The following is an 11,814-nucleotide window of genomic DNA, read 5'->3' as shown; positions in this document are numbered from 1 at the left end:
ATATCCGTTGTTATAAGAGGGGAAAAAGGGAGCAACCGTAATGAGTTGCTCCCTTCGCATATATAGATTATTTTTCAGTTTCTTTAATTTTAGTTTTTACTTCGCCAGTTTTAATTTTATTACTTTCTGAGAAACGTAATAAATCGCCTTCAATAATTTTGTCAGACATACGTAATTCATTTTGTGCACGGTTAATGAGTGCTTGAGCTTCTTTTTTTGGTAAATCTACAATTTCACCTGTTATGCGGTCATAAAAAGTGTTGTTTTTGTATGCATATTTGTCTGTAACGAAGCTACCATCACGTAAAACAACAAATCCCGTATATTCATCTGAAAACATATCGTGACCAAAACGAATATCGTTCGTAGTATCAATCCCTAATAAATTTAGAATAGTAGGTTTCACATCGATTTGTCCCGTAGGCTTTGAAATCGTTTGACCTTTTGTTTGTCCAGGGATATGAATATATAAAGGTGTACGTTGTAAATGTAAAGTATCAAATTCTGTTATTTGATCTTTTTCTAAAAACTGCGCCATTGCGCGGTTATGTTTTTCAGAAATGCCATAATGATCACCGTATAATACAATAATAGAATCATCATAAAGCCCCTCGGCCTTTAAACGCTCAATAAAGTTTTTAATGGATTCGTCTAAGTAACGTGACGTTACGATGTAACGATCAAATACGCCATTACCAGAGTTATATGGTTCAATGAATTTTGTGTCTTCATCATACGTAAATGGATAATGGTTTGTTAAAGTAAGGAAACGAGCGTAAAATGGTTGATCAATCGTTTTTAATATATCTACTGATTGATCAAAGTATTCTATATCTTTTAATCCCCAATTTAAATTTGTTTCGGGCGTGATTTTGTAATCAAGTTCATTATAGTAACGATCATAACCAAGAGCTGAGTACATAATGTTACGATTCCAAAATGTTGCGTTATTCGCATGGAATACAGAAGTGAAATAACCTTGTTCACGTAAAATTTCTGGAGTTGCAGTATAATCATTGTTTCCGTGTGTGAAGAATACAGCTCCACGGTTTAATGGATACAACGATGTATCTATTAGAAATTCAGAATCGGATGTTTTTCCTTGTCCAGTTTGGTGGAAAAAGTTATCAAAGTAATAGCTTTCATTTATGAACTCATTCAAGAAAGGTGTAACTTCTTGACCATTGACGGATGCTCCTATTAAAAAGGTTTGCAAGGATTCAAGAGTAACGACAATTACATTTTTTCCTTTCGCTGCGCCAAACATATTAGGATTTGGTTCACTTTGGGTTGCTTTTACGTAGTTTTCAGTTTCTTGTAATTTACTACTATCAGCAAGTGCCTTTTGTGATCCTGCTTTTACTTGCAGCGTTAAATCATATATTTGGTGAGTGTATAGTCCTAAATTTTTGACAAGCATTACTCGGTCGAAGGATCTCGTTAATAATTCAGGGCGTTCTTTTTCTGCAAGATGCAGATTTGCAGAAAATACAGCAATTGTTAAGACGAAATATAGTAAGCGTGTAGAATGTGTTACACGTTCTGTTTTAAAGACCAATGTCTTCTTTTTTAATAAAATAAAGAAGAAAATAATGTCTACGAATGCGAGTATAATTTTGTAGTTCAATATTTCTATAATACTACCGCCTAATTGGCCAAAGTTTGATGTTTGTCCGAGTACTGGTAACGTAACGAAATCACTATAAAAATCATAGAACATTACATTTCCGACAAGTACGATCGTTAATAAGAAATTAATACATAGCGCTATATAATTGCGCTTTTCACCAGTTGCAAATAATGCTAATCCAACAAATGCTAACGATGCAGCGAGAGGACTAATAAACAAAATAAGCTCTTGTGTAGAAGACTCAATTTTTAAATCAAAACTGAATCGCGTAATAAGATATGTTTTTAACCATACTGCTAAAGCAATTATGATAACAAAGCTTATATTTTGCATTTGTAAATTTATTTTATTCTTCATTTTTACACCTTCTTTATAAAATTTATTTAACTAAGGTTATATGTTATATTTTTATAACTATTATAGTAGGGTGAACCATTTAAATGATGTTTTCTAATGGTAATGATTTACAGTGTTCCTATACATACAATGGGGAATTTAAATGCGAAGCAGAAAAAGTCATATTTGTAGTGAAAGTGACTTATAGACATCCTAACATATTAAACACTATGATGGTGTTACAAAATATCGAACAAATGAAAGTGAAAAGGAATAGACGCTTTTTAAACTATTGACATTCAATGAGTAGAAAACTACATTCTACATAGAATGTAGTTTTTCATATATCCCGTAAAATCATGCTTCTTTGTAGGATAATCATTTCATTAAGTAAAGTGGTGGTGAAACGTAAAACGTTTGACTGGTAGTGTAATGAAAGAGTTCACATATCAGATAAATATTTTCCAACATATAGACCACTTGCAGCTGCTTGAGATAATGAATGAGTAACACCTGAACAATCTCCAACTAAAAATAGCCCATTCATACTTGTTTCAAAATGGTTATTGATTTTTATCGTAGGGGCATAGAACTTTCCATCTATTCCATATAATAAAGTATCTTTATCGATAGGTTCTTGGATAAAATGTTCTAAGCGTAATAAAAATTCTTTGAGTCCGTCAATATATAATGGAGGAATTTCTTTATGCAAATCTCCATAATCTCCGTATAGTGTAGGGTGTATACGATTATGTTTCATATCTTTTTCCATTGTAGGTTGTTTCTTTAATAAGTCCTCTAAGCGCTGTATAACAATCCGATCTCGTCCTTGGTTAATGCCTTTAATAATTGAGTTTGCATATATATTGGCTTCTTTAAGAGTTGGGAAATAGCGCGGGATAAACAAAGTGAAATTTAAGTTAGGAGTGCCAGTTCCTTGCTCTCGAAAATTTTGACCGTCAGGCATAACTAAACCTTCTTCGTACTTTCGAATAATGCGTCCTTTTGGATTCATACAGTAAGTAGTTGCTGTGAAATTTTCACTTTGATAAGAAAGTTTCGTTTCAAAAGTATCTTTTAATATAGAACGCAATTGATGTTCTTTCATTTCTACTCTAATCCCTAAGTCTACACGTGTTTGTTCCTGAGAAATATTTAGAGAAGTGCACATTTCTTTTAACCAATCTGCCCCAGAGCGCCCCGTTGCAAATACGAGTTGCTTAGATTGAACTGTTCCTTGATTTGTAGTTATATTAAAATGATCTTTCTGTTTCATAATATGCTCTACATCTATATGAAATTGGATATTTATTTTCGTAAGTAAAAATTCATAGAGTTGCTGAAAAATGGTACTGGAAAGTGTAGTACCAAGATGTCTTACTTCTGTTGTTAACATTTGTAAACCACAAGTTGCAGCTTTCTTAGTGAGATTTACATTTTCTGTAGAATATTTTGAAACTGAATTTCCGCCAAACTGACATAGAATTTCATCTACTTCAGCCATGAGTCGCATAAAACCTTCTTTACCTACTTTTTGTTCGAGTTCTCCTCCAAATCCATTTGTATAATTAAATTTTCCTTCAGACTTTCCTAAGCCACCAAAACCGAAATATCTATCACATATGTTACAGTCACACGTTTTTCCTTGATCTAAAGGACAATTTCGATGTTCTAGCGGTTTACCTTTATCAAGAATTAAAATGTTTTTGTTACTTTTGGCTAATGAATAAGCCATAAAAATGCTACTTACTCCAGCGCCGATAATTGTAACATCATACATATTCTTTCACCTGCTAACGAATAGTTTGTTTACTATTTCCCTAGTGTATAACACTTTTATGAAGTTAAGAAATAGCTTTTATGAATAAAGAGAAAGTTTTTGAACTTTATACTTTTTCAATTTCTCTAAGTGGTGGATGAAGTATAAATGTTTTTATTTGAACGGAGATATCGTTTTAAATAATCACTTTTTCATATGATTCATAAAAGTCTACATATAAAAAGAACAGACCTTTTCAGTAAAAAGGTCTGTTCATCATTTGAAAAGGTTGTTAAGTGCATAAATTAGAAAGGAAGTATAGTTTTATTTAGCGAAGGTATGGTTACCGATTACTGCTACTGTTTGACGTGTCGTAATCCATTTGTCTGTTGATGTTTTTGGGTTGTAGAAATAAAGCCAATCAGAATGTATTCCCTTTGTGGAGATAGCCTCTTCTACAGCCATTTTTGCTTCAGCGCTTGCAGGCTGATTAATTCTTCCATCTGTAACAGGAGTAAATGCATATCCGTATTTAATAGGTTCATAAATAACGCCTGTTATTGTATTTGGAAATCCTTTTGCATTTACTCGATTTAGGATAACTTTTGCTACAGCTACTTTTCCTTTATATGATTCGCCACCAGCTTCAGCGGTAACTAAGCGTGCCATTAAGTCTTTTTCTTTTTCGGAAATACTGAAATTAATTTTCAAATGTTGCCCTGTATAAAGCTTGTTACCGATTGTGTTGTTAATTTGTTTTATAGATTGAACGGTTACGTTGTAGCGCTTTGCTATCGTTTCTAATGAATCTCCCGGTTGTACTTGGTAAATAATTTGTCCAGAAGTGTTCGTAGTTTTTTCGTTTTGATGAACTGTAACCGCATTTGATTTCATAGATCCTGGAATATGTAACTGTTCTCCAATAAAAGCTTGATCGTTTCCTTTATTATTCGCTTGTTTAATGGCTTGTATGGAAACTCCATATTGTTTACTAATGCCCCAAAGTGTATCATTCTTTTTTACTGTATGAATGGTGGAAGCTTCAGCTGTACTTTGATTACATACGAATGTAAGTGCTACTGCAGATAAAGGAATTATATGTTTTAGTTTTAATAATTTCATTGTAAATCCTCCTAAAAAAGTAAGGTATAACTGTTGCGTAATGTAATTCAGAATATGAAAATATAAATATTTTAATGTAAGTATATTAGCACATATAAAATAAATAATCATTATAAGTTTTTTATTTACATCCATATAGGATTCAAATATGAAATATTGCATATGAAAATACATTGAAGTTCATATTGCTGCTTACTATAATCTATTTAGTAGAAAGGTAATATGTTATAGAAATAAAATCATTATAGATTAATATAGTGATTATTAATTGTTATGAATTAGGAGGATTTATGTAATGAAAATGTTTCAAAGAATAGGTGTTTCAGCTGTGATCGTCTCAGCATTTTTAGGAATAGGGGACAATGTTAATATTGTAACTGCTGATTCTATAGAACAGCAGAGTAAATTAGGGATAGAACAAGAAACAGATAAACAAATCATTGTAAAATTCAGTGCAGATTTGAAATTACCATATGAAGATGGTATTGAAAAACAGATACAATCTGAAACGAACGATAAAGTATTAGAAGATTTTTTTGCAGAATATCCAGATGTAACATTTACTCGTCTATTCACATCTGTAAGTCCGGAAGAAATACAAAATCTTGAAGTGAAAGCACCTAATAATGTATCTACAAGCTTATTAAACTACTATATTCTTCAAACCAAAAATGATGGGCGTGAAGAAACACTAGTAGATAAGTTAAAAGCATCTTCTTTAATAGAAGATGTGTATATGAAGAAACAAGAAAAAATAATACCGCCTGAAGTGAAACAATTAAGTGTATCTCTTACTCCTAATAATAATCCTAGATTTAATAAACAAGGTTATCTTGAAGCAGCACCATACGGTATTAATGCACCCTTCGCCTGGGGCGTTCAAGGCGGTAATGGAAATGATGTAACCTTTGTTGATATGGAATATGGTTGGTTATTAAATCATGAGGATTTAGTACATCGAAATATTGAATTGATGTCTGGAAGAAATATAGATCAACATGTCGGTCATGGGACGTCTGTACTAGGAATTGTATCATCTGAAGATAATGAAGTAGGGAATATTGGGATTGCACCAAAAGCGAAAGCAAAAGTGATTTCTCAAATAAGAGATAACGGACAGTATAATACAGCTGATGCAATATTAAGTGCTGTAAATCATTTAGAAGCTGGGGATGTTTTATTATTAGAGGCACAAGCTTCTTTTGATGGATATGGTGATAAATATTTACCTGTTGAAGTACAACCAGATATCTTTGATGCAATTCGTGCGGGTACAGATAAGGGTGTTGTAATTATAGAGGCTGGAGCAAATGGTTGGAATGATCTAGATCAATTTAAAGATAGAAATGGTAAACAAATTTTAAATCGTAATAGTAAAGATTTTAAAGATTCGGGTGCAATTATGGTAGGAGCGGGCTCTTCATCTTTCCCTCATGAACGTATGTGGTTTTCGAATTATGGAAGCCGTATTGATGTGTATGGCTGGGGAGAAAACGTAGATACAACTACAGCTGAGCAAAGTAGAATTGCTGTAAATCTTTATACATCCAGCTTTAGTGGTACGTCTAGTGCTTCGCCTATTATTGCTGGAGCAGCGACTTTAGTACAAAGTATTGCTAAAGAAAATGTAGGACAACCATATAGACCAAGTGAATTGAGAACGATATTAAGTAACCATAACACTGGAACGAAGTCTAAAGATCCATATTCAGATAAGATTGGTGTTTTACCGGATTTGAAGTCTATCCTAGTAAATTTAGGGTATGAACGAAGAGAACTAAACGGTGGGAATGAGTTACAAGTAACAGAAAATGAACCAAATAATGAACCTAAACAGGCAAATAAAATTAACTTTCATACACCAATGAAAGGGACACTACATAATCGTGATAACGTAGATGTATTTACTTTCCAAATTGACTCGCCAGAAACTATTAATATCTCTCTACTAAATGAAAAAAATATTGGAATGACATGGGTACTTCATCATGAATCGGATGTAAATAACTATGTAGCATATGGTGAAAAAGAGGGAAATGTAGTTAAAGGAACCTATAATGCAAAGCCAGGTAAATATTATTTATATGTCTATAAGTATGAGAATAAAGATGGTTCATATGTATTAAATATAAAATAATCGAAAGGAACTTCAGATGAAGTTCCTTTCGATTATTTTAATTCAGGATACGTGAATGTTTTTTTACTTTATCTCGCAATTTGTCGGCAGTAAGAATTCCGCCTCGTATTCGTCCGATTAGTTAAACGTTACTTCTATGCAATATTTCATATTTATGAAATGTCATTTATTTTTTACTCACCAGATTATATTATATTCAATAAGTTTGATGTAAAACAGAAAAGGGAGGAATAATAATGAACAATAAGAAGTTTATTTTGAAGTTATTCATATGTAGTATGGTACTTAGCGCCTTTGTATTTGCTTTCAATGATAAGAAAACCGTTGCAGCTAGCTCTATTAATGAGCTTGAAAATTGGTCTAGATGGATGAAACCTATAAATGATGACATACCGTTAGCACGAATTTCAATTCCAGGAACACATGATAGTGGAACGTTCAAGTTGCAAAATCCGATAAAGCAAGTGTGGGGAATGACGCAAGAATATGATTTTCGTTATCAAATGGATCATGGAGCTAGAATTTTTGATATAAGAGGGCGTTTAACAGATGATAATACGATAGTTCTTCATCATGGGCCATTATATCTTTATGTAACACTGCACGAATTTATAAACGAAGCGAAACAATTTTTAAAAGATAATCCAAGTGAAACGATTATTATGTCTTTAAAAAAAGAGTATGAGGATATGAAAGGGGCGGAAAGCTCATTTAGTAGTACGTTTGAGAAAAATTATTTTCGTGATCCAATCTTTTTAAAAACAGAAGGGAATATAAAGCTTGGAGATGCTCGTGGGAAAATTGTATTACTAAAAAGATATAGCGGTAGTAATGAATCTGGGGGATATAATAATTTCTATTGGCCAGACAATGAGACGTTTACCTCAACTATAAATCAAAATGTAAATGTAACAGTACAAGATAAATATAAAGTGAGTTATGATGAGAAAGTAAACGCTATTAAAGATACATTAAATGAAACGATTAACAATAGTGAAGATGTTAATCATCTATATATTAATTTTACAAGCTTGTCTTCTGGTGGTACAGCATGGAATAGTCCATATTATTATGCGTCCTACATAAATCCTGAAATTGCAAATTATATGAAGCAAAAGAATCCTACGAGAGTGGGCTGGATAATACAAGATTATATAAATGAAAAATGGTCACCATTACTTTATCAAGAAGTTATAAGAGCGAATAAGTCACTTGTAAAATAGTAATTATGGTCATAGTAAGAAGCGGTGAAATACGTCGCTTCTTAATTGAAAAGACAGTTTTTCTTGTAAATGGAACAATTTTCGAGCTATCGCAATCAATGTTTCATTATGAAAAGACGAAACTTTTAAATCGAATTCATTTCAAGTGAAAAATGAATACAAATAACCTTTTGAAAAAGCGACTGATCTAGGTGATTAGTTGCTTTTTATTTTGAAGTGGATGAGCAAAAAAACATAAAAGTGGTTGGTCCGTTTTTTACAAACATCCATTATGATAAGAGAAGAAAGGTAGTATTTTTTTGATGCTTTAAAGAGGAAGTTTTTTATTGAAGTTCTTAAATAAAATAGACTAGCCTTAGAGAGGTGAAAATACAATGAGTTTTGCAATTTCACTAGTAGTTATTATTGTAATTGTATCGCTGTTTGGGACCGTACTAGTTGCACGAAATGTGGAGGAGAATTACGGCAAGTCTACAAAGAGAAATGTGAAAAACTTATCGACTATCTATATTATCCTTCTTTTCGTTCTACTTGTTGGGGTAACGTGGTATGCGGTAGTGATTTAATAACTTTTTAAAGGAACACATTCATATTGTGTATGATGGAGGAGTAGTACTTTGATAAAAAATGAGCGCCACGTTTTAATTGTTTTTCCGCATCCAGATGATGAATCATATTGCGTGGCTGGAACAATTTTAGCTTATGCTCAGCAGAATGTTCCTCTTACGTATGTTTGTTTAACGCTTGGCGAAATGGGGAGAGCGATGGGAAACCCTCCTTTTGCAACACGTGAATCATTATATGCTATAAGAGAGAAAGAACTAAAGAGCGCAACTAATATTTTAGGGATTAAAGATTTACGTATGATGGGATATCGTGATAAGACGCTTGAATTTGAAACTCCTGGAGAATTAAGAAGTGTAATACAAAATCGTGTGGAAGAATTGAATCCTTCGTTAGTCATTTCTTTTTATCCGGGATATGCAGTTCATCCAGATCATAATGCAACAGGAGAAGCAGTAGCCAGGGCGTTAGCTAATATTCCGGAAAATAAGAGGCCAACATTTTATGCTGTAGCTTTTTCAAATAATCATGAAGCAGAAATAGGGCCACCAAGTTTTAAAAATGGAGTAAAAGAATATGTTCCAAAAAAGTTGGACGCATTGTAAGCACATGCATCACAATTTGCGACTAAGGTAGCGGAACTGAAAAGAGAGTATGAAGATGGTGTTCCGGAAACAGTCGAGTGGTTAGAGAGAGAACCGTTTTGGATATACCCGTTCAAAGATAAAAATAAGTGATGCTATAGCTGAAGGTGATGAATATGTATTTTGAATATAAGAATCGAAAGGTTTTTTATAATATAGAAGGATCGGGTCCCGTCATATTGTTTTTACACGGTCTTGGAGGAAACGCAAATAATTGGTTATATCAAAGGCGATATTTCAAGGGGAATTGGACAGTGATTTCAATAGATTTACCTGGGCATGGGAAATCTGAAGGACTAGAAATTAGCTTTAAAGAATACGCAAATGTTTTGTATGAGTTATGCAATTATTTAAAGCTACAAAAAGTAGTCATTTGTGGTCTTTCAAAAGGGGCTAGAGTAGGAATTGGTTTTGCTATACAATATCCAAGCTTTGTTTCTAGCTTAATTGTTGTAAATGCATTTCCTTATTTGGAACTAAAGGATCGTAAAGAGCGACTTGAAGTATATGATTTACTTAGCTTACAGGATAACGGAAAAACATGGGCGGATACATTATTGAAGGCGATGGGAGTAGCAGATAATGAAGGGATTGTCCGGGGATTTTATCAATCTTTACAGTCTATTAACCCATTGCATATTCAAAGATTATTTGCTGAATTAGTTGATTATGATCAGAGACCGTTTCTTGCAAATATTTCATGTCCTGTTTTAATAATAAGAGGGGGAAATGATGATTTTGTCCCTGAGAAATATGTAAGAGAGTTTGAAATACATTTAAAAAATACGACTTTCATTGAGTTTGAAAATAGTGGACATTTACCTTATTTAGAGTAGCCAACTAGCTTTAATATGACGGTAGAAACATTTTTAAATCATGTGCTTAATTAATACGATTGTTACAGTGAATACTGTTATTAATAAGTAAAGGATAGTTCGTTTTGAGAGGAGGGAACTAGATGGAATGGAAACCAAATCGTGCAGATAAGACACCTGTATATAAACAAATTGCTGATTATATTGAAAGGGGTATTTCTTCAGGTGAATTTCCTTCTGATAGCAAGTTACCTTCTGAGCGTATGCTAGCAAAGGAATTACAAGTGAACCGGAGCACAATAGTAGCTGCATATGAAGAGTTAAAATCACTTGGAGTAGTAGAACGGCAAAAAGGAAGCGGAACTCGGGTGAATACAGACATATGGGGTGTGTCACATAAACGAATACCGAACTGGGGGAGGTACGTTGAGGATGGATCGTTCTTACCTAACGTACCACTTGTTCAACAAATTCGAACGGAAACACAAAAAGATGACTTAATTAATTTAGCGAGTGGAGAATTGTCACCAGAATTAATTCCGAGCGATAGATTTCGAACGATTTTGTCGGAGAAAACATTTATGGAAAACCTCGGTTATGACCATCCACTTGGAAATGAGATGTTGAGAAAAACAATTGCAGTACATGTTCAGCAATACAAACAAATTGAATCAGAATCAAGCTCGATTCTGATTACATCTGGAGCACAACAGGCACTTAATCTTATCGTTCAATGCTTATTAAAACCGGGCGATGCCATTGCAATTGAAGATCCTTCGTATTGTTTCTCGCTTCCCATGTTTAAATCGGCCGGTTTAAATATATTCCATTTACCTGTTGATGAGCATGGAATGAATCCAGATGACTTAATCGATTTGCACAAAAAGCATCGTATTCGTATGGTGTTTTTGAATCCGGATTATCAAAATCCGACCGGTACTGTGCTTTCATTAGCGAGGCGTAAAAAGATTTTAGAACTGTCTTCTGAATTCGGTATACCGATTGTAGAGGATGATCCATATAGTTTAACTTCTTTTAATGGAGAAGTGAATCCAACATTAAAATCAATGGATCAGAATGGGAATGTTCTTTATATAAGTTCATTATCAAAAATTGTTGCGTCAGGATTACGTATTGGCTGGGTAATTGGTCCTACGCGCGTAATAGAACGTTTAGCAGATGCGAAGCAACAAGTTGATTTTGGTCATAGTGTATTTACACAGTGGGTAGCAAATCAATTTTTAGAATCAGAAGATTTTCATACGCATATTACAATGCTTCGTGGACAATTGAAACAAAGAAGAGATGAGTTAATTAGAAAGCTTGAAGAAATATTAGGGGACCGCGTTGAATTTTTTGTTCCAGAGGGTGGAATACATGTATGGTGCAAAGTACAAGGAACGTTTGATGAATATCATTTATTAGGTGAATCTATACGGAATGGTGTAGCATTTGTCCCTGGAAGTGTTTTAGGTTCTAAAAGTGAATATATTCGTTTTACTTTTGGGAGAGTAAATGTAGAACAAATCCAACTTGGAATTACGAGGTTTGCGGAAACGCTAAACGAAATTTCATAATAGTGAT

8 protein-coding genes and 2 pseudogenes are annotated in these 11,814 nt (G+C 33.3%); 7 read left to right on the top strand and 3 right to left on the bottom strand.

Features of this window, described 5'->3' with window-relative positions; genetic code table 11:
• Nucleotides 1–67: 67 nt before the first annotated feature.
• The 3 genes from JDS95_RS03285 to JDS95_RS03275 all read right to left on the bottom strand — a co-directional run bounded on the left by JDS95_RS03285 (nucleotide 68) and on the right by JDS95_RS03275 (nucleotide 4,847).
• Nucleotides 68–1,987, bottom strand: a complete 1,920-nt coding sequence (locus JDS95_RS03285; RefSeq protein WP_000791018.1) for an LTA synthase family protein — start codon at nucleotides 1,985–1,987, stop codon at nucleotides 68–70.
• A 421-nt stretch (nucleotides 1,988–2,408) separates the two neighbouring features.
• Nucleotides 2,409–3,746 carry an NAD(FAD)-utilizing dehydrogenase gene (locus JDS95_RS03280; protein ID WP_085450613.1) on the bottom strand — a complete coding sequence of 446 codons (1,338 nt, stop codon included), beginning with the start codon at nucleotides 3,744–3,746 and terminating at the stop codon, nucleotides 2,409–2,411.
• 303 nt (nucleotides 3,747–4,049) lie between these two features.
• Nucleotides 4,050–4,847 (bottom strand): cell wall hydrolase, encoded by a 798-nt coding sequence (locus JDS95_RS03275; protein ID WP_000771178.1) that lies wholly within the window; start codon nucleotides 4,845–4,847, stop codon nucleotides 4,050–4,052.
• 295 nt (nucleotides 4,848–5,142) lie between these two features.
• On the opposite strand from JDS95_RS03275, the gene JDS95_RS03270 reads away from it, so the two are divergent.
• From JDS95_RS03270 to pdxR, 7 genes and pseudogenes are all read left to right on the top strand, one after another.
• Nucleotides 5,143–6,984 (top strand): S8 family peptidase, encoded by a 1,842-nt coding sequence (locus JDS95_RS03270; RefSeq protein ID WP_085450612.1) that lies wholly within the window; start codon nucleotides 5,143–5,145, stop codon nucleotides 6,982–6,984.
• Nucleotides 6,985–7,220: 236 nt separating this feature from the next.
• A complete protein-coding gene (locus tag JDS95_RS03265; protein WP_001060370.1) occupies nucleotides 7,221–8,207 on the top strand; it encodes a phosphatidylinositol-specific phospholipase C in 987 nt (328 codons plus the stop codon).
• 41 nt (nucleotides 8,208–8,248) lie between these two features.
• Nucleotides 8,249–8,356, top strand: a pseudogene (locus JDS95_RS03260) (GntR family transcriptional regulator); the annotation flags it as partial.
• 225 nt (nucleotides 8,357–8,581) lie between these two features.
• Complete coding sequence (locus JDS95_RS03255; protein ID WP_000006467.1) at nucleotides 8,582–8,773, top strand: hypothetical protein; 192 nt, start codon at nucleotides 8,582–8,584, stop codon at nucleotides 8,771–8,773.
• A 54-nt stretch (nucleotides 8,774–8,827) separates the two neighbouring features.
• Nucleotides 8,828–9,508 (top strand): annotated as a pseudogene (gene bshB2 / locus JDS95_RS03250) (bacillithiol biosynthesis deacetylase BshB2).
• A 23-nt stretch (nucleotides 9,509–9,531) separates the two neighbouring features.
• Nucleotides 9,532–10,251 carry an alpha/beta fold hydrolase gene (locus tag JDS95_RS03245; protein WP_085450611.1) on the top strand — a complete coding sequence of 240 codons (720 nt, stop codon included), beginning with the start codon at nucleotides 9,532–9,534 and terminating at the stop codon, nucleotides 10,249–10,251.
• Between the two features lie 122 nt (nucleotides 10,252–10,373).
• Nucleotides 10,374–11,807 carry a MocR-like pyridoxine biosynthesis transcription factor PdxR gene (pdxR, locus tag JDS95_RS03240; protein ID WP_000454969.1) on the top strand — a complete coding sequence of 478 codons (1,434 nt, stop codon included), beginning with the start codon at nucleotides 10,374–10,376 and terminating at the stop codon, nucleotides 11,805–11,807.
• Nucleotides 11,808–11,814: the final 7 nt, after the last annotated feature.

Source organism: Bacillus cereus group sp. N24 (assembly GCF_016483345.1).
Classification (GTDB): Bacteria; Bacillota; Bacilli; order Bacillales; family Bacillaceae_G; genus Bacillus_A; species Bacillus_A toyonensis.
This window is presented reverse-complemented; position numbering and strand designations above follow the sequence as displayed.

What these genes read in the sequence shown, in the direction of transcription:
- JDS95_RS03285 (WP_000791018.1), bottom strand. Translation starts at nt 1,987, where the DNA reads ATGAAGAATAAAATAAATTTACAAATGCAAAATATAAGCTTTGTTATC.
- JDS95_RS03280 (WP_085450613.1), bottom strand. Translation starts at nt 3,746, where the DNA reads ATGTATGATGTTACAATTATCGGCGCTGGAGTAAGTAGCATTTTTATG.
- JDS95_RS03275 (WP_000771178.1), bottom strand. Translation starts at nt 4,847, where the DNA reads ATGAAATTATTAAAACTAAAACATATAATTCCTTTATCTGCAGTAGCA.
- JDS95_RS03270 (WP_085450612.1), top strand. Translation starts at nt 5,143, where the DNA reads ATGAAAATGTTTCAAAGAATAGGTGTTTCAGCTGTGATCGTCTCAGCA.
- JDS95_RS03265 (WP_001060370.1), top strand. Translation starts at nt 7,221, where the DNA reads ATGAACAATAAGAAGTTTATTTTGAAGTTATTCATATGTAGTATGGTA.
- JDS95_RS03255 (WP_000006467.1), top strand. Translation starts at nt 8,582, where the DNA reads ATGAGTTTTGCAATTTCACTAGTAGTTATTATTGTAATTGTATCGCTG.
- JDS95_RS03245 (WP_085450611.1), top strand. Translation starts at nt 9,532, where the DNA reads ATGTATTTTGAATATAAGAATCGAAAGGTTTTTTATAATATAGAAGGA.
- pdxR (WP_000454969.1), top strand. Translation starts at nt 10,374, where the DNA reads ATGGAATGGAAACCAAATCGTGCAGATAAGACACCTGTATATAAACAA.